Raw genomic sequence first — 20,089 nt, 5'->3', positions numbered from 1 at the left:
ATCGCGTTGTCGGCCGCACTGGCGTCAACCAGGACCCCATACGTTCGGGGACGGAGCGCCCCCGCTCAGATCTTCTGAGGCGCAGCTACCTTACGCGCACCTGCCTGTCGCGTTGCTCAGGTTGCGCGCGAACGGCCCCGCGTCGCGCTCAGCCGGAGGATTCCGGCTGCTCGGACCACCAGCGGCGCAGTTCCTGGGCGGCGGCGTCCTCGCCGACCTCGCCCTGGTCGAGCCGGTAGGCCAGCAGGTGCTTGTACGCGCGGCCTAGCACCGGGCCGGGCGCGATACCGAGCACCTGCGCGATCTGGTTGCCGTCGAGCTCGGGGCGCACGGCGTCCAGCTTCTCCCGCTCCAGCAGGGAGGCGATCCGGACCTCCAGGTCGCCGTACGTACGCGCGAGCATCGCCGCCTTGCGCCGGTTGCGGGTGGTGCAGTCAGCGCGGGTGAGCAGGTGCAGTCGCGACAGCAGCGGTCCGGCGTCCGTCACGTAACGGCGCACGGCCGAGTCGGTCCACTCGCCGCCGCCGTACCCGTGGAAGCGCAGGTGCAGCTCGACGAGGCGGGTGACGTCCTTGATCTCCTCCTTGGCGAAGCGCAGCGCCTTCATCCGCTTGCGGGTGAGGCCGGCGCCGACCATCTCATGGTGGTGGAACGACACGCCGCCGCCCGATTCGAAGCGCCGGGTGGCCGGCTTGCCGATGTCGTGCAGCAGCGCGGCGAGGCGCAGCGTCAGATCCGGTCGCGGAACGGGGGTCACCGGGCCCAGCCCGTCGACACTGCGCGGGCCCTCCAGCGCGATCGCCTGCTGCAGGACGGTGAGGGAGTGCTCGTAGACGTCCTTGTGGTGGTGGTGCTCGTCGACCTCGAGCTGCAGGGCCGGCAGCTCCGGCAGGACCACCTGAGCGAGACCGGTCTCGGTCAGGACGCGCAGGCCCTTGACCGGGTCCGGTGCGAGCAGCAGCTTGACCAGCTCATCGCGCACCCGCTCCGCCGAGACCATCGACAGGTGCGCCGCCGCCTCGGTCATCGCCTCGCGGACCCGCGGCGCCAGCTCGAAGTCCAGCTGCGCGGTGAAGCGGGCCGCCCGCATCATCCGCAACGGGTCGTCCGCGAAGGACTCCTGCGGGGTGGCCGGGGTGTCCAGCATCCGCGCGGCCAGCGCCGCGAGGCCGTCGTACGGGTCGACGAACTCCAACTGCGGCAGGCGCAGCGCCATCGCGTTGACCGTGAAGTCACGACGGCGCAGATCCTCCTCCAGGGAGTCGCCGAAGGACACCTGCGGCTTGCGGGTCTGCCGGTCGTACGCATCGGCGCGGTAGGTCGTGATCTCGACCTGTACGCCGTGCCGACGACCGCCGATGGTGCCGAACGCGCGGCCGATGTCCCACGTGGTGGCACCCCACGCCGTCAGCAGGGCTTCGCTCTGGTCCGGGCGGGCCGAGGTCGTCAGGTCCACGTCGGTCAGATCGCGGCCGAGGAAGGCGTCGCGCACCGGCCCACCGACGAGGGCCAGCTGGTGTCCCTCGGCCTCGAAGAGCTCGCCGAGCTCCCGCAGCGTCGCGAGGACCGGGGCCAGCCGCCGTACCGCGAGTTCGTGCAGCCGCGAGATCTCGGACGGGTCGGGACGTTCGGGTGATGCCGGTGGTGCCACGCCCGCCAGGGTAGGGGACGCGGGGACATGCTCGAATTCGCGCCACCCCGTGGTTACAGTGCAGAGATGACGCTGTATCCCCTTCCCGCGAGCCGGCATCAGCGCCGACTCCCCGCGGTGGAGGAGATCTCGGCCGGCGGTGTCGTCATCGACGTCGCCCAGGGCCGTGCCTACATCGCCCTGATCGCGCGACACAACCGCGCAGGGCGCCTCGAGTGGTGCCTGCCGAAGGGGCACGTCGAGCCCGGCGAGACCCTCACCGAGACCGCGGTTCGCGAGGTCGAGGAGGAAACCGGCATCATGGGTCGCGCCCTGCTGACCCTGGGCACGATCGACTATTGGTTCAGCACGCCGCAGTTCCGGATCCACAAGCGGGTGCATCACTACCTGTTGGAGGCGCTCGGTGGGGAGATCTCCATCGAGAACGACCCCGACCACGAGGCGATCGATGCGCAGTGGTTCCTCCTGGAGGACGTCGCGGCACGCCTCACCTTCCCCAACGAACGGCGCATCGCCCACACCGCTTGGGAGCACCTCGCGGGAACTGCCTGAGCCGGTGACCATGCTGACCCGGGGAGCCGCGCTGTTGGCGGCATTGCTCGTCTTCGCCTGCCTGCTCGTCGGTGTCCCGACCGCCTCGGCCGTGACACACGCGGTGAGCGGGTTCGACCCCGATGTGGCGATCACCGCGGTCAGCCCGACGGTGGCGGCGCCCGACAAGCCGGTCACCATCACCGGGTCGCTCACCGCCGGGAGCAGGGCACTCACGGCGCCGGTGCTCACCGCCTCGCTCGGCACCACCGACCTGGACACCGTGAGCTCCGTGCGCTCCTGGAACGCCGGCACATCACAGGTGCTGACGCGCAACCGGGCATCGACCCGGCCGGGCTCCCTCAACGCGGGCGGCTTCGAGCAGTTCACCCTCACCATTCCCGCCGATGCGCTGGCGCTGCGCTACAGCAACGCCAACCTGCCGCTGTCCATCTCGTTGTCCAACGGTGTCGGGGGTGTGCCGTTGAGTACCTGGCGTACGACGTTGTCGTTCGTGCGCACCGCCCCGGCCGTTCCGATGCACGTCACCTGGCTCGTGCCGCTGATGCTGCCTGCGGACTCGGCACTCTTCGGACCGACCGGCAGCGCCCGCACGGCCGCCTGGGAGAACGCGATCGGGACCGGGTCGCGCATCGACACGATGCTGCGCGCCCTGGCCGGGCAGCCGGTGACCTGGGTGATCGACCCGGCCGTCATCGCGCCGCCGGCGGCCGCTGACCGCAACGTGCCTGCCGCCACCTCGAGCGCCGCCCCCACGGGCACCTCCAGCTCCTCCACCAGGGGGTCGTCGGGCGCCACCGGGTCCTCCTCCTCAGCGGGCTCCACCTCCTCCGGCAGCAGGTCATCCACTCCGTCCCCGAGCGGCAGCTCGGGGACGACCGGCACCGGCACCGACCCGGCCGCCACGCTGGCCGCGCAGCTGCGTACCCGTCTGGCCTCGCTGCCCTCGTACCAGTCGGTGCTGTGGACGCCGTACGACGACCCGGACCTGTCCGCGCTCGCGACGTCGGGCACCCGTGGAGAACAGCTGATGCGCGAGGAGGTGGGCCGGTCGCTGCCCTCCGACATGGCTGCGGTGAGCTCCACCTCGGTGGCCTGGCCCGCATCGGGTGTCGATGCGACGGTGCTGCGCACCATCACGAACGCGTGGTCGCAGAAGCACCGGGCGGCACCGGTGGTGATCCTGCCGAAGGAAGCGGCCTCCGACACCGGCGACATCACCGGCACCGCCGAACGATCCGCCACCGGCACGGCGGGTCTGCTCCTCTACGACCAGCAACTGAGCGCACTGGTCGGTGCGGCCAGCGGTGACATCGGCCTGCGCACCCAGGAGTTCCTGGCGCAGAGCCTGGCGGTCTACGAGGAGCGACCCGCCACTTCGCGCTCCCTCGCGATCGTCGTACCCCGTTCCGCCGGCGCGGCCGCCTCTCAGCTCGCATCGATCATCTCCGCTGCACGCAAGGCGCCGTGGCTGGCCGACCGCTCCGGCACGGAGGCCGTCCGGATCGCCCGATCGGCCGCACCCGACACACTGCGGTCGCAGCGGACGGCCGTGACCTTCCCCGCACCGAGAACCACCGCCATCACGCAGGCGTTCCTCACCAGGATCGGCACCCAGCGTCGGCAACTGTCCGGCCTGAACTCACTGCTCGTGAACTCCGGCGACGTGATCTCCGACCGGTTGCGTCTGGTCGACAACCTGGGATCGACGCGGTGGCGGGGTTACACCGCCGGGGCGACCCACTCGGCGCAGTACAGCGCCGCCGGGCTCGCCAGCCTGTTGTCGCTGGTGTCGGTCAGCACCTCCCCCGTCAACTTCTTCACCGACCGGGGAGCGCTGTCCATCAACGTGGTCAACAAGCTCAACCGCCCGGTCCACAACGTGCGGGTGGTGCTGCTGCCGCGCGCGATCCAGCTGAAGGTGCGCCGCCAGGCACCGGCGATCTCGCTGCCCGCCGGCGGGCTCGGCATCGTGCGCCCGGAGGTCGCGGCCGCAGGGTCCGGGTCGGTGCCGGTGGACGCCGTCATCGAAACCGCGAACGGTGTCGAACTGGGTGCGCCGCGCGGCACGAAGGCCAACCTGCAGGTCAACGTGCGCCCCACCGCGACATGGATCTACTGGGCCCTCGGCGCGGTGGCGGGACTCATCCTCATCGGCGGGGTCGTCCGCAGCATCCGGCGCGGCCCGCGCGCCGAGCAGGACGTGGCGCCGCAACCAGGCAGCGCGCCGCCTCGCGCTGCCACCCCTGGGGATGCGATCGTAGCGAGCACACCGAGCCCGACCGCGGCAGCGCCGCGCCCCGGTGACGAGACTGCAACCACCGACCGTCGCGCCGGGGAGGATCCGCATGAGTGAGCCCTCCGGGCGCAGTCTTGGCACCCGGTACGACGCGGCCGCGCCGCCCCCGCGCGAGCCGGACGGGTCGTCGTCGCGGCCCAGCCTCGGCGCGCAGTATTCCCGGTCGCGCGGCGACGAGTCGTCGCTCGACCTCTTCTCCGGCACCGTCATCCTGGAGCCGCGACTGGTCGACACGCGCTCCGCGCGGGTCGTGCGCCAGGCGGCCGGTCCGCCCCGCGGCGCGACCCGCGCCTCCCTGCGCGATGCACCGCCCCGACCGCCGTCGGCCGCCCCGACCGGTACGCCGGACAAGACGGCGGGCGACGCGGGAGTCGCCCGCTCGAGCGCGATCATGGCCGCCGGCACCCTGGTGTCCCGCATGCTCGGGTTCCTGCGGGCCTACCTCCTGCTGACAGCGCTCGGTGCGGTCAGCAAGGGCCAGGGAGCCAACGCCGCGAACATCTGGGACACCGCCAACACGCTGCCCAACATGGTGTTCCTGCTGCTGGCCGGCGGCGTCTTCAACGCGGTACTCATCCCCCAGCTGACCAAGGCCCTGAAGGATCCGGACGGCGGGAAGGGCTATACCGACCGACTGGTCACGCTCGCCCTGCTGCTGCTCGGCGGGATCACCGCCATCTGCCTGATCTTCGCCTACCCGCTCTACCGCATCTACGACGTGACGGGCTCGCCCGCGGCGCTGCACCTGGGCTGGTTGTTCGGCCTGCTGTGCCTTCCGCAGATCCTGTTCTACGGCGTCTACACGATCTTCGGCGAGGTGCTGAACTCCCGCAGTCGGTTCGGTGCGTTCATGTGGTCGCCGGCGCTGGCCAATATCGCCTCGATCCTCGGCCTGCTCTACTTCATGACGCGCTTCAGCCCGAACATCGCACCGGGCGACTGGACCGGCGAGATGATCCTGGTCCTCGGAGGCAGCACCACGATCGGGATCGTCGCCCAGGCGCTGGTGCTGATCATCCCGATGAGGCGGGCCGGGTACCGCTTCACGCCCAACATGCACTTCCGGGGCGTGGGGCTGCGCTCGACCGGGAAGATCGCGGGCCTGGCGTTCTCCGCCATCCTCGTGCAGCAGGCGAGCCTGCTGGTGACGACCAACGTGCTCAACAACCTCCCGGGCAGGTACCCCGGACGCATCGTGCAGTCCACCGCCTTCCTGCTCTTCATGCTGCCGCACTCCCTGGTCACGGTCAGCCTCATCACCGCGCTCTACACCCGCATCTCCACCGCTGCCCACGACCGCGACACCACACGGGTCACCGACGACGTCGCGACCGCCGTACGCCTGTGCGGGGTCGCCGTCATCCCGGTGACGATCGGCTCGTTCGCGCTGATCCCGCCGTTGGCCCTGCTCTACGGCCACAACAGCGGATCGGTCGCGGTCGCCGGACTGTCCAGCGCCACGATCGCGATGCTGCTGGGGAGCTTCCCGCTGGCGCTCAACGTGATCGTGCAACGCACGCTCTACGCGTACGAGGACGCCGTCAAGCCCCTGATGATGCAGTTCCTCGGGACCGCGGTCGCCGTGCCTCTCACCCTGCTGTGCGCGCTCCTGCCGCCCGAACGGGTCGGCACCGGCGTGGCCCTCGTGCAGTCGATCAGCTACGTCGCGCAGTCGGCATCGGGCTACTACTGGCTGCGCAAGCGCCTCGGCGGTCTGCCGATGCCGGGTGTGCCGCGCACCTACGGCCGCCTCGCCGCAGCGGCGGTCGCGGCCGCTCTCGTGACGTTCGTCGTGCGATGGGGTCTCGGTCACGTCATCCACGCGCCCGTCGCCGGTGCACTCGCGGCTCTGGTGATCGGCGGCGTGTTCTTCCTGGTCGTGTACGTCGTGGTGGCTCGCGCCTTGAAGGTGCGCGAGATCGAGGCATTGTTGGCGCCGGTGACCAGCCGCCTCAGCCGAACTGGGCGCAGCCCCGCCTAGACTTCCGCCAGAACTCGCGGCTCGGCCGCGATCGCCCAAGGAGCAGGAGCACGCGTGCAGCACTCGAGCGAGGGGGACGCGCTCGCCGGACGGTACGAGCTGACCTCCAGCGTCGCCGTCTCCGGCGCCCGCCGCCAGTGGCACGCCGTGGACCGCACTCTGGCGCGCGACGTCACGGCGATCACGTTCCCTGCCGACGACCCGCACGCCGAGGCAGCGCTGGACAGCGCCCGCCGCGCGGCCGGCGTCGATGACCTGCACCTGCTGCGCATCCTGGACGTCGGCACCGAGGACGGCACGTCGTACGTCGTGACGGAGCGAGTGCACGACGCGGAGTCCCTGGTGGACCTGCTGCGATTCCAGACCCTGCCCGCCGAGGAGGCCCGCCGCATCGTCGGTGAGGCCGCCACCGGGCTGCACACCGCGGCCGCCCGTGGTCTGCACCACCTGATGCTCACCCCGCACGACATCGTCCGCTCCCGCGACGGCGCCATCACGGTGCTGGGCGTCGCGACCGACGGCGCGCTCGCGGGCCTGGACGACGTCCCGCCGTCGGTGGCCTCGCGCACCGACACCAAGGACCTGGTGCGCATCCTGTACGCCGCGCTCACCGGTCGATGGCCGGGCGCCGCGGCGGTGCCCGGCCTGCCGAGCGCGACCGGCAGCAGCGGTGGATCCGCATCCGGATCCGACGAAGGGTCGAGCGACCGTCCGGTCCCCGTTCCGGCCCCCTCCACGCTGGTCACCAGGGTGCCGTCCGACCTGGACTCCCTCTGTCTCGAGGTGCTGGTCGAGGACGGGGGTCCGCGCACTCCCGGCGAGTTGGCCCGGCTGCTCTCGCCGTGGTCCGCCGAACGGGTGCACGGCGTCGGTGGACGCGACGTGGCGCTGGCCGACGAGGAGGAACTTGCCGCGGCCCCTGCCCCTCACCGCGGCGCGGCCACGCGCTACTTCGACGACGCCGACCGTCCGACCCGCCGCAGAGATCCCGACGAGACCCGGCAGCACGCCGTGGGCGCACTCCCCGCGGACATGTCGGTCCGCGATCCGAGCCTCGTCGACCTGGAACCGCCGGCACCCGGCCTGCCCTCCGGCTACGACGAGCCCGACCGCCGCTCCAGCGGCCTTGCGCTGGGCATCGTCGCGGTCCTGCTGATCCTCACCCTCGTCGTCGCGGTGTACGGACTGAGGGGCATCGGATCCAGCGGCGCGAGCGGTGCGACGTCGACGAAGTCCCCGACCAGCACCACCTCCTCCGCGCCGAGTTCGACCACGACCTCCACCGTGGCGTCCGGTACGCCGATCAAGCCCGTCTCGATCACCAGCTACGACCCGGACGGCAACGGCGACGAGCACAACGAGCTGGCCCGGCGCGCCATCGACGGTGACAACAACACCATGTGGGTCACGCACATCTACCGGACCGACACGTTCGGAAGCCTCAAGAACGGCGTCGGCCTGTTGCTCGACCTCGGCTCGAGCAAGCAGGTCGGCAGCGTCTCCATCAACGTGATCGGCAACCCCACGACCATCGAGGTCTTCGTCACCAACAAGAAGACCATCGTCGGGGGCACCCCGATCGGCACACTGACCAACGGCTCGGGCGAGCAGACCGTGCGTGGCACCCCGCGAACGGGGCGGTACGTCATCGTGTGGATCACCCACCTCAGCCAGTACTCGGGCGGGCTCTACCGCGACCAGATCGCCGAGGTGAAGGTCTTCTCGTGAGCCATCTCGAGGCGGTGCCCGCCACGGACGCCCAGCTCCTGCGGGCGCACATCCAGGGCGACCCCGACGCGTTCGGTGAGTTGTTCCGCCGGCACAAGGACCGGATGTGGGCGGTCGCGGTGCGTACGACGCGTGACCCGGAGATCGCCTCGGACGCCGTCCAGGACGGGTTCATCTCGGCATTCCGTCGTGCGGAGTCCTTCCGCGGGGACTCCCAGGTGACCACCTGGCTGCACCGGATCGTGGTCAACGCATGCCTGGACCGGATGCGGCGCATCAGACCGACCGCCGAGCTGCCCGAGTACGACCTCGCGGATCGCCACGACCGGCACGCCAGCGCCGAGGTCCGCATCGACGTACAGCAGGCGTTGGGCGAGATCCCGGAGGCCCAGCGGCTGGCGCTGACCCTGGTGGACATGCAGGGTCTGTCGGTCGCCGAGACGGCGCAGGTGCTGGAGGTCGCTGAGGGCACGGTCAAATCGCGTTGTGCCCGTGGTCGGGCGGCGCTGGCCGAGCTGCTGCGCGACCGGCAGGGCGACGGATACGGGGCCGCCCGATGACCGGTCAGCGCACCGCGAGAAACTTCACCGAAAGCGGGAACCGATCGGAGCCGGACGCCGTCGTACCGGTGACCAGGAGTGGAGGAATCGAATGACCGACCCACCTTCCTCCGGCATCGAACCGACCGACGAGGGCGAGGATCAGAGGATTCGCGATCTGCTGGCGGCCGTGCCGGGGCCGGGACGGATGCCGGACGACCTGACGTTCCGGATCGAGGCTGCCCTCGCGCAGGAGCAGCGGGCACGGGCCGCCTCCGATGCACCGACCGCGCGCCTCGGCAGTCCGGTCACCGCCGCACCCGCTGAACAGCCCGCGCCGCGCAGTCACGCCGACGTCGTCGACCTGGATGCCCGCCGCCGGCGAGGTCGCGGCTGGCGTGCCCTCGGCGTCGCCGCGGCGGCCGCGGTGATCGTGGGCGGTGGCGCCGTCGGGTACGCCGGGCTGCGCCACCAGAGTGCTCCGGTGGCCCAAGCACCGTCGCCCGCGGCATCACTGGCCGGCCGCGTCTCCCTGGGGGAGACCGGTCAGAACTACACCAGCGCCGCGCTGCCGACCCAGGCTGCGTCGTTGCTGGCGAGCCCCAGCACGACCTCGGTGCCGCCGCAGGTGGCGCAGGAGTACGGCGCGATGGCCACCTCCCAGGGCGTCGTGGCCTGCCTGGGGTCGCTGGGGTCGGCGCTGGCCGCCGACCCGGACCACATCACCGTCGACCTGGCGCGTTACAACGGGACGCCGGCCGTCGTCGTCGTACTCACCAAGTCCGGCAAGAGCACCGCGTGGGTGGTGAGCCGCAGCTGCACCAGCGGGTCCAAGCCCCTGGCCGGACCCGCCACGGTCGCCACCTGAGGAGCACATGGTGCTCTCTTTCGTGGGTGAGGAGATCTCTCAGGACGTGGATCAGGGGGTGGACGGGCAGGGGTCCTCAGCAGCCACCCGCCGAGGAGCACTTGGTAGAGCAGGAACGGGTAGATGGACAGGCGCTCGGCGAGTCCGAGCGGCGCCCAGCCCGCGGTGGCGACGGCGGCCACCCGTCTGAAGACGCCCAGGGTCACGCAGACGACGGCGACGGGGCGCGGGAGGCTGAATCGTCGCGCAGCACGTACGGCACGGGCGGTCTCGACCCGGACCGCATCGTGCCGGCCTCCGACCGCTCGACGACCGCTCGGCTGCGGGCCATCGCCGATCTGCGCGAGCCCGACGCACGCCTGCCGCGCGTCGACGCCACGCTCGGGCGCGAGCTCACGGCATGGGCAGCAGACCGCGCAGGCGACGACCCCTGAGGCAACGCCGCCTCCGACCCCGCCCTGCTCGCGCTGGCCGTGCAGCTCTGGTCGCGCGCGCACGGCATCATCAGCCTGGAGATCGAGGGCGCGTACGCGCAGATGGGCCTGGACGCAGAGCGGCTCTACCGCTGCGAGATCGACGACGCGATCGGCCGACTGCGCCAGCACGATGAGCGACACGAGCCCGGACGGGGGGCCCGCGAAGGTCGCCGGGTGGACGCCACGGGCGCGGGAACAAGGCTCATCTAGGATCTGTTCCACTCCATGACGCCCGTTCCCGGGCGCCTCCGCATGCGTTAGGAGCAGGTCCTCCCGTGACTGCTGACACCGTCCGCAACCTCATCATCGTCGGCTCCGGACCCGCCGGATACACAGCCGCGATCTACGCCGCCCGCGCCAACCTCGCACCCTTGGTGTTCGAGGGGTCGGTCACGGCAGGCGGCGCGCTGATGAACACCACCGAGGTGGAGAACTTCCCGGGCTTCCCCGAAGGCGTGATGGGCCCGGACCTGATGGAGCACATGCGCGCCCAGGCCGAGCGCTTCGGCGCGGAACTGATCCGCGACGACGTTCTGTCCATGGACCTGAGCGGACCGGTGAAGTCCGTCACCGACGGTGAGGGCAACACGCACCGGGCGCACGCGGTCATCCTCGCCATGGGATCGGCGTACCGCGAGCTCGGACTGCCCGAGGAACAGCGCTTGTCCGGCCGGGGCGTCTCCTGGTGCGCGACCTGCGACGGCGCGTTCTTCCGCGAGCAGGACATCGTGGTCGTCGGCGGCGGCGATTCGGCCATCGAGGAGGCGACCTTCCTGACCCGCTTCGCCCGCACGGTCACCCTGGTGCACCGCCGCGATGCACTGCGGGCCTCGCGGATCATGGCCGACCGGGCGCACGCCAACCCCAAGATCCGGTTCGCCTGGAACAGCGAGGTCGCCGCGATCCACGGTGACGGCAAGGTCTCCTCGATCACGCTGCGCGACACCGTGGACGGCACCGAGCGCGAGCTGGAGGCCACCGGGGTCTTCGTCGCGATCGGGCACCTGCCGCGCAACGAGTTGATCCTCGGCACGGTGGCGACCGACGCCGAGGGCTACGTCACGGTGGCGCCGGGTTCGACCAGCACGAACGTCGAGGGTGTCTTCGCGTGCGGCGACCTGGTCGATCACACCTACCGCCAGGCCATCACCGCCGCCGGATCCGGGTGCGCGGCGAGCCTGGACGCCGAGCGCTTCCTGGCCGACCTCGAGCAGTCGCCCGCGCACGATGTCCCGCAGCGCCAGGACGCCACCGAACTCGTCACCGCTGACTGATTCCGTTGTCCTGCAACGTAACTCGTCCGAGCGTGCAGGTCGGGCAGACCCGCCCGACCTGCACCGCCGACCACCTGTCACACCCATCTGAAAGGCTGACCGCATGAGCACCAAGGAAACCAACGACGCCTCGTTCGAGGCCGATGTCCTGCAGAACTCCAAGCCCGTCCTCGTCGACTTCTGGGCTCCCTGGTGCGGACCGTGCAAGGCCGTCGCACCGATCCTCGAAGAGGTGGCCGCCGCCAACGCCGACAAGATCGACGTGGTCAAGCTCAATACCGACGAGAACCCGCAGATCGCCGCCAAGTACGGCATCACCGGCATCCCGACGCTGAACGTCTACGTCAATGGCGAGGTCGTGAAGTCGCTGGTCGGCGCCCTGCCGAAGCCGAAGCTGCTGCGCGAACTCGAGCCCTACCTCGGCTGAGATCCATCACGTTTCACGTGAAACGGCCGCCCCACCAATTGGTGGGGCGGCCGTTCTCGTTGTCGCGGACATCCGCGGAGGCGGAGGGTCAGTCGTCGGCGAGTTGGATACCGAGCGTGTCGACGATCCGCTGCAGGTCCTGCACGCTCGCGAACTCCACGGTCATCCTGCCCTTGCGCTTGCCCAGGCTGATCCCCACCCGGGTGTCCAGGCGATCGGACAGCGTGGCAGCGATCTGATCCAACGCGGGGTGGTGGGCGCCCATCGTCGGCGTCGCGCGGGTGACCTTCTCCGGCTCCTGCCCGACCGCGATGATCTCCTCGGTGGAGCGCACCGACAGCCCTTCCGCCACGATCCGCTGAGCGAGGCGTTCCATCGCAGCCGCATCCGGCAATGCAAGCAGGGCACGGGCATGCCCCGCGCTCAGCACACCCGCCGCCACGCGGCGCGCGACGAGAGGCGGCAGGCGCAGGAGGCGGATGGTGTTGGAGATCTGCGGGCGCGACCGGCCGATCCGGGTAGCGAGTTGGTCGTGTGTACAGGAGAAGTCGTCGAGCAGCTGCTGGTAGGCGGCTGCCTCCTCCAGAGGGTTCAACTGCGCGCGGTGCAGGTTCTCCAGCAGCGCGTCGCGCAACATGTCATCATCGGCCGTACTGCGCACGATCGCCGGGATGGTGGTCCTGCCGGCGGCCCTGCTGGCGCGCAGCCGGCGTTCGCCCATGATCAGCTCGTAGGTGTGAGCAGGCGCCTCGTCCGCCGCATCCGCGTCGGGCGCTGCGGGCACCTCGCGCACCACGATGGGCTGCAGCACCCCGATCTCGGCGATGCTGTGGGTCAGCTCGGCCAGGTCATCGTCGTCGAAGACCTGCCGTGGCTGGCGAGCGTTGGGTGCGATGTCCGCGACGTCCAACTGGGCGAACTGCGCGCCGGGCACGGGCCGTAGCTCAGAGGATTCCGTGTCCCGTTGAGCGGCCGGCGGATCTGCAACGGCGATGTTTCCCGTGAAACCTTCGGCGGCGGCGCGCCGCGCCACCTCCTGCTGAGCGGACGGGAAGAATACATCCGAGGGGCGCTGCTGGGGCTCACCGACGGGTGCCGCGGGGATCAGTGCGCCGAGTCCGCGGCCGAGCCCGCGTCGCTTGTCGGTCATGGGGTCAACGGTACCCGGCGGCCCGACCAGCCAATTCCTTGGCAGCCTCCAGGTAGGACAACGCGCCGGACGACGACGGCTCGTAGGTCATCACGGTCTGACCATGACTCGGCGCCTCCGAGATACGGACCGAGCGGGGAATGCACGCTTTCAGTACCTGATCCGGGAAGTGCTCGCGCACCTCGTCGGCGACCTGCGCCGACAGGCGGGTGCGCGCGTCGTACATGGTGAGCAGGATGGTGCTGACCTGCAGGCCCGGGTTCAGGTGCGCCTTGATCAGTTCGATGTTGTGCAGCAGCTGCGATAGGCCCTCGAGCGCGTAGTACTCGGACTGGATCGGGATGAACACCTCACCGGCCGCGACGAACGCGTTGACCGTGAGCAAACCCAGGCTGGGTGGGCAGTCGATGAGGATGTAATCGAAGGCCTCGTCCGGGTCGGTCTGCTCGAAATATGCCGCCAGCGCCCGTTTGAGGCGTGTTTCACGTGAAACCATGGTGACCAGTTCGATCTCCGCGCCCGCCAGATCGATGGTGGCCGGCACACACCACAGATTGGTGATGTCGGGGCACGGGTGGATGACCTCCTGCAGCGGCAGGTCGTCGACCACCGAGTCGTAGATGCTGGGCACCTCGGTGTGGTGGTCCACTCCCAGGGCGGTCGAGGCGTTGCCCTGCGGATCGATGTCGATGACCAGCACCCGCAGCCCGGACTGTGCCAGCGCCGCGGCAATGTTCACGGTCGTGGTGGTCTTGCCGACGCCCCCTTCTGATTCGCCACGGTCAGGATGCGTGGTTTCGCGGGGCGACGCACCTCGACGGTCTGCACCGCGGCTCGTCGCCTCGTCGCATCCGCTATTGCCGCAGCGATCGGAGTGTCGGCCAGTCCGGCCGGTAGGGAGATCGGCGCGGGTTCCGGCGCCGGGGCCGGTGTTTCACGTGAAACAGGCGCTGCGCCGTCCGTCACGATCTCCGTTTCAGGTGAAACGGGAGCGACATCGTTGCCCTCGGCCATCTCGGCCGGGGAAGGTCGCACCCTGTCGTCGACAGCGATCCACCCCGTGGGAGCGGGGCGGCCGACAGATACCTCCAGCAGGTCATGCTGTATTTCGCGATCGCGACCGGGCCAGCCGGTGGGCGTCTCTGCGGCATGCGGGTTTCCTGCGGCTGCGGGATGTCCGGGGCCTCGGGATGTCACCGGGTCGCTCCTCGTGATGCTGGTGGTGGCGGGGCCGACGTCAGCCCTTGGACTTCGCGCTCCGTGCTCTTGCGGACCGCTCGGACTTCTTCGCTGCCGGGGCAACGGACTTGGCCTTCGTCTCCTGTGCGGACTGCGGAGTCCGTCGACGGCCGGCCAGGATGCGGACCACGGTGGTCGGTGGTTCGATCAGACCGACCCCGCACTCTACGACTTCGTGTGAGACGACCCCGGCCTGTCTCAATACCCGCTCGGCGTCCTGCAGCTCCTCAATCGCGGACGCTCCCTTGAGGGCGAGCATGGTGCCCCCGTCGCGCAGCAGAGGCAGGCTCCACCCGACGAGTTGGGACAACCGGGCGACCGCACGTGAACAGACGACGTCGACGGCCAGATCGGTGGCGTTCTGCGCCCGTGCGCGCCGTACCTGCACGTTGCCCAGGCACAGTTGCTCGACGGCGGTGTCCAGCCAGGTCACCCGTCGCTGCAACGGCTCGACCAGCGTCACCCGCAGGTCCGGACGGACGATCGCCAAGACCAGGCCGGGCAGGCCGGCGCCGGACCCGACGTCGGCCACCTGAGCATCCAGCGGGATCAGATCTGCCACGACGGCGCAGTTGAGCAGGTGACGTTCCCACAGGCGGGGCACCTCGCGGGGGCCGATCAATCCATGATCGACACCCGTGGTCGCCAGCAGTTCGGCGTATGCCAGCGCCCGACCCAGTCGATCACCGAAGACGGTGGCGGCTGCGGCGGGCGGTTCAGGCAGGGTCGTGGAGTCGTGGTGTTCCACGTGAAACCGAGGAACTACCGCTGCGGCAGGACGACGACGTACCGCCGGGGCTCGACGCCCTCGGACTCCGAGCCCAGCCCGGCCGCGAGCACGGCGTCGTGCACGACCTTGCGCTCGAAAGCGCTCATCGGCTCCAACGACTGCCGCTCACCGGTCTCCTTCGCTGCCTCCGCTGCATCGTCGGCGATCCGCGTCAGCTCCTCGCGGCGCGCGGCGCGGTGGCCGGCGACATCCAGCATCAGGCGGCTGCGCTCACCGGTCTCAGCCTGCACCGCCAACCGGGTCAGCTCCTGCAGAGCCTCGAGGACCTTGCCGTCCTGCCCGACGAGGCGGCGCGGAACGCGGCCCTCTTCGGAGTCCACGATCGCGACGGCGGCGCGGTCCCCATCGACGTCCACATCGATGTCACCGTCGAGGTCGGCGATGTCGAGCAACGTCTCGAGGAAGTCGGCCGCGATCTCACCTTCGCGGTCCAGCCCCGAGGAGCGGTCGGCGGCCGGCTGCGCAGCCTGCGACGCAGTCCCCTCCGTCCCCTCTGTGTCCACTCGTTCGTCGACCTGCTCGGACTGGTCGGTGTCCTGCGTCATGAGAGCTCCAGATTCTGTGTCTGCCGGTGGGTGCGAACGGTCGGCATCACCGTTTGCGCTTGGTCTTGGCGCGCGGAGGCGCGACGTTCTTCGCAGTGGTCGTGGTGATCTTGGTGTCCCCGGACGTCGACACCGCGGTCGTGGATCCGCCGGACATGCCGTTCGAGGAGACGTCGGTGGGCTGCCCGGTGGAAGGGGTCGGGCGACGCTTGCCCTTCTTCGGCTGCACCCGCTGCCCGCTCACCTTGGGCTTAGCGGCATCCTCGCCCTCGGCGGGCGCTTCCGCGGCGGCGACTGCGGCCGCCTTGTCCAGACTCACGGCCGCACCGGGCATCGGCTTGCCCTTGGCGCGACGACGTTCTTCCAAGGCCTTCTCGGCCGCGGAGCCGGGTGCGGGCATCCGCCGGATCACGTAGAACTGCTGTCCCATGGTCCACAGGTTGGTGGTCAGCCAGTAGATCAGGACACCGATGGGGAAGTTCGGGCCGGTGACGAAGAAGAACAGCGGCATCACGTACATGATGATTTTCTGCTGCTTGGCCATCGGGTTGTCCAAGGCCGCAGCCGGCATGTTCTTCTGCATCAGCTGACGCTGGGTGATGAACATCGTGGCCGACATCAGCACGATGAGGCCCATCGTGAGGACCTTCGCGGCCAACGAGTGGCTGCCCAGGAAGGTGTCCGACAGCTTCGCGCCGAAGAGGGTCGACTGCTCCGCCTGACGCGCCGCGGCGTGGGTCATCAGACCAATCGACTTGTGGCGCCCGTCGCCGATCTTGCCCAGGTTGTTGAGCACCCGGAAGAGAGCGAAGAAGAACGGTGCCTGGAGCAGGATCGGCATACAGGAGCTGAACGGGTTGGTGCCCGTCCGCTTGTAGAGCTCCATCGTCTCTTCCGTCATCTTCTGACGGGACTCGGCGTCCTTCTTGCCCTTGTACTTCTTCTGGATCGCCTGGATCTCCGGCTGGATGAGCTGCATCCGGCGCGAGGTCTTGATCTGCTTGACGAAGAGCGGGATCAGCAGGACCCGCAGGACAATGACCAGGCCGACCACCGAGAACGCCCATGTCCACCCGGAGGTGGGGTTCATGCCGATCTTGCTCAGACCGTTGTGGAAGCCCACCATCACGAGGGCGACGAACCACTCGAGCGGGAAGAGCAGGGTGTCAATCATGGTGTCCTCGGTGCTTCTCGGGTGAGCTGATCAGGATGAGGGGGCGGTCACGCCGCGTGGTGCACGTCGCCGGACACCTTCGCCGGTGGAACGTGGTCGACTCCGCCGGGGTTCCACGGGTGGCACCGCAGCAGCCGGCGCGCGGTCAGCCAACTGCCCTTGAAGGGCCCGAACCGGGTGAGGGCGGTGACCGCGTACGCCGAGCAGGACGGCGTGAACCGGCACGACGGCGGGAAGAGTGGGGAGATCCACCGCTGGTAGAGCCGCACCAGCAGGACGAGCGGCGCGGCCAGCCAGCGGTTGAGGGTGCTCATCGCAGCCGCGACAACGCCTGATGCAGCTGGCGCCGCAGATCCTCGCGCACACGCGGGGTGGGTGCACCGGCGAGCGGCGGGTTGGCGCGTACGACGAGATCCACGTCAGCGGGGACGGCGCCGAGCTCCGCCGCGACGACGTGCCGCAGGACCCGCTTGGTGCGAGTGCGGACCACGGCGTTGCCGACGGCCTTGGAAACGACGAAACCCACCCTCGGGACGGCCGAGCCGTCCGCGGGGCGGGAGACGTGTGCTGCATGGACCACCAGCAGGTCACCCCCGCTGCGCCCCGCTCCGCGACCGCGGAGCACGGCCCGGAACTGCGCCGGGCGGCGCAGGCGGTGCGCTGCCGGCAGCACGGGATGCGGGGTTCGATGTGATCGGACTCAGGCGGAGAGGCGCTCGCGGCCCTTACGGCGGCGCGAGGCGATGATGGAGCGGCCGGCGCGCGTCCGCATCCGCAGGCGGAAGCCGTGGGTCTTGGCCCGTCGACGGGTGTTCGGCTGGAAGGTGCGCTTGCTCACGTGTCACTCCGGTCGGATGCCTGGGTCGTGGTGACCCAGATGGTTCGAGATGGTGCCTGGTCAGGTGGTCTCCAGTGTCGACTGCGGCCACCACGAAGCGCCGATCCCCGGGCGACGTGCGCGAAGACGCACCTGCCGGTTCTCGACTCACCGTCCATGCTCACAGGGCACGAGACGACCAAAACTCTACGGGCGGCCGGGGACAGTGGTCAAACTCGGCACGCTCGCGGACGGTATCTTCGCCACCGCCGCCCGCAAACGATCCAGCAAACCTGTTCCAGAGCCGCCGTTCCAGCCGACACGCCGCACGCTGCTGAACAGAAACCGTCCGCGAGGTTGCCGTGGGGGGTCCTGGTTGTTACGGTCAGGTCTGCTTCGAATGGGGGAAATTATTCACAGCCTGTGGAGAACCCTGTGGATGACGGCCGGTACGCTCCTCGCAGACATTCGACAGCGACCTATTGGGCACCTGTTCGACGGTGACCATCATGAGCTGACCAGGCAGCGAGGAGTACGACGACCGTGAGCGAATCGGACCACGATCTCGCCTTCGTCTGGCACTCCACCCTGATGACGCTCGAGGATTCCGGCATCGCCCAGCGCGACCGGGGCTACCTGCGCCTGGCCCGCCTGATCGGCGTCGTCGGTGAGACCGCCGTACTCGCGGTGCCCTTCGAACACACCAAACGCATCGTCGAGTCGGACCTGATCGACTCGGTGTCCGCGGCGCTCAGCGAGCAGCTGTCCCAGACCGTGACGCTGGCGGTGACCGTCGATGAGTCCCTGCAGCCGCCCGACCAGAGCGCCGAGGCCGGCGAACTCTTCCCGATCGACATCGTGGAGAAGCCCGCGCCGATGGAGAAGCCGCCGGCGCCGCCGGCCCGTGGTCCGGTCTCGACCAGCGCCCGCGGCGGTGCGGCGACCAACGACCCGCGACTGAACCCGAAGTACACCTTCGACACCTTCGTCATCGGTGCCGGCAACAGGTTCGCCTGCGCCGCGGCCCAAGCGGTCGCCGAGACGCCGGCGCGCTCGTACAACCCGCTGTTCATCTACGGCGACTCCGGACTGGGCAAGACCCACCTGCTGCACGCGGTGGGTCACTACGTGCGCAGCTACTACCCGCAGATGCGGGTGCTCTACGTGAACTCCGAGGAGTTCACCAACGACTTCATCAACTCCATCCGCGACGACAACGCCAGCCGCTTCCAGAAGCGCTACCGCGACGACGTCGACGTGCTGCTCATCGACGACGTGCAGTTCCTGCAGGGCAAGGAGAGCACCCAGGAGGAGTTCTTCCACACCTTCAACTCGCTGCACAACGGCGAGAAGCAGATCGTGCTCACCAGTGACCAGCCGCCGAAGCTGCTGAGCGGGCTGGAGGACCGGATGCGGTCCCGGTTCGAGTGGGGCCTCACCACCGATGTGAAGCCGCCGGACCTCGAGACGCGTATCGCGATCCTTCGCAAGAAGGCCATCGCGGACAAGATGGGCATCCCCGACGAGGTGCTGAGCCTGATCGCCAGCAGGGTGCCGAGCAACATCCGCGAGCTCGAGGGCGCGCTGATCCGCGTCACGGCGTACGCGTCGGTGTCGGCCCAGGAGATCACCATGGAGCTAGCGACGCATGTCCTGAAGGACCTGATGCCGAGCGCCAACCCCGGCCAGATCGGGGTCTCCACGATCATGACCAAGACGGCGGCGTACTTCGACCTCACCGTCGACGATCTGTGCGGCTCGTCCCGCAGTCGCACCCTGGTGAACGCCCGGCAGATCGCCATGTATCTGTGCCGTGAACTGACCGATCTGTCGCTGCCGAAAATTGGTCAACAATTCGGTGGGCGCGATCACACCACGGTGATGCACGCGGACCGTAAGATCCGTCAGCAGATGGGTGACCGGCGTCACCTGTACGACCAGATCAGTGAACTGACCCTTCAGATCCGCCGCGCCACCTGACGCTCCGTCCACACGGTTGTCCACCGTTTTCTGGGGATAACTATGTTTCTCGACCCCTCAGATGTGACCTACATCACCTGAAGTGCGGTCCGGAGTCGATGTTCCCCACCCCGTTGTCCCCACCCTGTGGATAAGTCTGTGGGTAGCGCCGTTCCGCGCAACACGCCGCGTCACCTCCGCCTCGCACCCGTCCATCCACAATTCCCTGGGGAAAACGACGCCAAACGGTGGATCACGCCCTCTCTGCAAGGCCCCGTCGGTGTACGACGTGTGAACAGCGCCCGACCGTCCACCGGACCTCCTGTTCATCCACATCCACCACCCCCAACCGGTCCACAGCCCCCAGCGACCCGGTTGCCGCTCGTTCCGGCGATTTCCTGTCGTTCTCCACAGCATCCACAACCGCTACTACGACGACTAACGATTTCTGGAGATCCTGTTGCGCCCCGACAGCTGGGGAGAACGACAAGAGCCACGGGACCCGGACCGAACAACATCGATGGACCGCTTCGGTTGGCGGGCGGGTCCCTGCCGACTAGGGTCGGTCTGCGCCAGACGACCGCTGCCCGAAGCGAGCGCCGTCGACGCATCCCTGCACC

General features: G+C 69.4%; 20 protein-coding genes and 1 pseudogene. 12 read left to right on the top strand and 9 right to left on the bottom strand.

All coding sequences use genetic code 11. The features are described from left to right. Positions 1-148: 148 nt before the first annotated feature. Positions 149-1,651: a CCA tRNA nucleotidyltransferase gene (locus LVQ62_RS04155; RefSeq protein ID WP_370639666.1), complete on the bottom strand. Its 1,503-nt coding sequence runs from the start codon at positions 1,649-1,651 to the stop codon at positions 149-151. Positions 1,652-1,717: 66 nt separating this feature from the next. Here LVQ62_RS04155 and LVQ62_RS04150 point away from each other — a divergent pair, with 66 nt between their 5' ends. From LVQ62_RS04150 to trxA, 10 genes are all read left to right on the top strand, one after another. Continuing rightward, on the top strand, positions 1,718-2,203 hold the full coding sequence (locus tag LVQ62_RS04150) for an NUDIX hydrolase (RefSeq protein ID WP_179483375.1): 486 nt from the start codon (positions 1,718-1,720) through the stop codon (positions 2,201-2,203). 10 nt (positions 2,204-2,213) lie between these two features. Next, positions 2,214-4,559, top strand: coding sequence for a DUF6049 family protein (locus LVQ62_RS04145; protein ID WP_233767642.1), 2,346 nt, complete (start codon positions 2,214-2,216; stop codon positions 4,557-4,559). After that, positions 4,552-6,483, top strand: a complete 1,932-nt coding sequence (gene murJ, locus LVQ62_RS04140) for a murein biosynthesis integral membrane protein MurJ (protein ID WP_233765481.1) — start codon at positions 4,552-4,554, stop codon at positions 6,481-6,483. The genes LVQ62_RS04145 and murJ overlap by 8 nt, the downstream gene beginning before the upstream one ends. A gap of 54 nt (positions 6,484-6,537) precedes the next feature. Then, positions 6,538-8,211, top strand: coding sequence for a protein kinase family protein (locus tag LVQ62_RS04135; RefSeq protein WP_233765480.1), 1,674 nt, complete (start codon positions 6,538-6,540; stop codon positions 8,209-8,211). Then, positions 8,208-8,771, top strand: a complete 564-nt coding sequence (gene sigM / locus LVQ62_RS04130) for an RNA polymerase sigma factor SigM (RefSeq protein WP_233765477.1) — start codon at positions 8,208-8,210, stop codon at positions 8,769-8,771. The genes LVQ62_RS04135 and sigM overlap by 4 nt, the downstream gene beginning before the upstream one ends. A gap of 91 nt (positions 8,772-8,862) precedes the next feature. Next, positions 8,863-9,618: a hypothetical protein gene (locus tag LVQ62_RS04125; RefSeq protein ID WP_233765473.1), complete on the top strand. Its 756-nt coding sequence runs from the start codon at positions 8,863-8,865 to the stop codon at positions 9,616-9,618. Positions 9,619-9,719: 101 nt separating this feature from the next. Next, positions 9,720-10,052 (top strand): hypothetical protein, encoded by a 333-nt coding sequence (locus LVQ62_RS04120; RefSeq protein ID WP_233765471.1) that lies wholly within the window; start codon positions 9,720-9,722, stop codon positions 10,050-10,052. Positions 10,053-10,076: 24 nt separating this feature from the next. Beyond that, positions 10,077-10,304 (top strand): TetR-like C-terminal domain-containing protein, encoded by a 228-nt coding sequence (locus LVQ62_RS04115; RefSeq protein WP_255696547.1) that lies wholly within the window; start codon positions 10,077-10,079, stop codon positions 10,302-10,304. 65 nt (positions 10,305-10,369) lie between these two features. Continuing rightward, positions 10,370-11,368, top strand: coding sequence for a thioredoxin-disulfide reductase (trxB, locus tag LVQ62_RS04110; RefSeq protein ID WP_233765467.1), 999 nt, complete (start codon positions 10,370-10,372; stop codon positions 11,366-11,368). Between the two features lie 103 nt (positions 11,369-11,471). Further along, positions 11,472-11,795 carry a thioredoxin gene (gene trxA / locus LVQ62_RS04105; RefSeq protein WP_179483383.1) on the top strand — a complete coding sequence of 108 codons (324 nt, stop codon included), beginning with the start codon at positions 11,472-11,474 and terminating at the stop codon, positions 11,793-11,795. 88 nt (positions 11,796-11,883) lie between these two features. Here trxA and LVQ62_RS04100 read toward each other — a convergent pair whose 3' ends face one another. From LVQ62_RS04100 to LVQ62_RS04070, 7 genes and pseudogenes are all read right to left on the bottom strand, one after another. Next, complete coding sequence (locus tag LVQ62_RS04100; RefSeq protein WP_233765466.1) at positions 11,884-12,945, bottom strand: ParB/RepB/Spo0J family partition protein; 1,062 nt, start codon at positions 12,943-12,945, stop codon at positions 11,884-11,886. A 4-nt stretch (positions 12,946-12,949) separates the two neighbouring features. Beyond that, positions 12,950-13,959, bottom strand: a pseudogene (locus LVQ62_RS04095) (ParA family protein). 223 nt (positions 13,960-14,182) lie between these two features. Beyond that, positions 14,183-14,932: a 16S rRNA (guanine(527)-N(7))-methyltransferase RsmG gene (rsmG, locus tag LVQ62_RS04090; RefSeq protein ID WP_233765464.1), complete on the bottom strand. Its 750-nt coding sequence runs from the start codon at positions 14,930-14,932 to the stop codon at positions 14,183-14,185. Between the two features lie 14 nt (positions 14,933-14,946). Next, on the bottom strand, positions 14,947-15,519 hold the full coding sequence (locus LVQ62_RS04085) for a R3H domain-containing nucleic acid-binding protein (RefSeq protein ID WP_233765455.1): 573 nt from the start codon (positions 15,517-15,519) through the stop codon (positions 14,947-14,949). A 46-nt stretch (positions 15,520-15,565) separates the two neighbouring features. Continuing rightward, positions 15,566-16,693, bottom strand: a complete 1,128-nt coding sequence (gene yidC / locus LVQ62_RS04080; protein WP_233765453.1) for a membrane protein insertase YidC — start codon at positions 16,691-16,693, stop codon at positions 15,566-15,568. Between the two features lie 47 nt (positions 16,694-16,740). Further along, entirely contained in the window at positions 16,741-17,007 is a 267-nt protein-coding gene (gene yidD, locus LVQ62_RS04075; protein WP_179483388.1) for a membrane protein insertion efficiency factor YidD, read from the bottom strand. Beyond that, on the bottom strand, positions 17,004-17,318 hold the full coding sequence (locus LVQ62_RS04070; protein ID WP_233767640.1) for a ribonuclease P protein component: 315 nt from the start codon (positions 17,316-17,318) through the stop codon (positions 17,004-17,006). Before LVQ62_RS04070 ends, yidD begins: the two co-directional genes overlap by 4 nt. Here LVQ62_RS04070 and LVQ62_RS17465 point away from each other — a divergent pair. Beyond that, positions 17,265-17,387, top strand: coding sequence for a hypothetical protein (locus LVQ62_RS17465; RefSeq protein WP_255696565.1), 123 nt, complete (start codon positions 17,265-17,267; stop codon positions 17,385-17,387). The two genes, LVQ62_RS04070 and LVQ62_RS17465, sit on opposite strands and share 54 nt — an antisense overlap. Before the next feature lie 6 nt (positions 17,388-17,393). Here the strand turns inward: LVQ62_RS17465 and rpmH are convergent, their stop codons facing one another. Further along, positions 17,394-17,531 carry a 50S ribosomal protein L34 gene (rpmH, locus tag LVQ62_RS04065; RefSeq protein WP_179483390.1) on the bottom strand — a complete coding sequence of 46 codons (138 nt, stop codon included), beginning with the start codon at positions 17,529-17,531 and terminating at the stop codon, positions 17,394-17,396. A gap of 522 nt (positions 17,532-18,053) precedes the next feature. On the opposite strand from rpmH, the gene dnaA reads away from it, so the two are divergent. Continuing rightward, entirely contained in the window at positions 18,054-19,490 is a 1,437-nt protein-coding gene (dnaA, locus tag LVQ62_RS04060; protein ID WP_255696515.1) for a chromosomal replication initiator protein DnaA, read from the top strand. Positions 19,491-20,089 lie beyond the last annotated feature (599 nt).

It is taken from the genome of Allobranchiibius sp. GilTou73, assembly GCF_021391335.1.
Taxonomy (GTDB): domain Bacteria; phylum Actinomycetota; class Actinomycetes; order Actinomycetales; family Dermatophilaceae; genus Allobranchiibius; species Allobranchiibius huperziae.
Note: the sequence above shows the minus strand (reverse complement) of the source record. Positions and strands in the feature narration are given on the sequence as shown.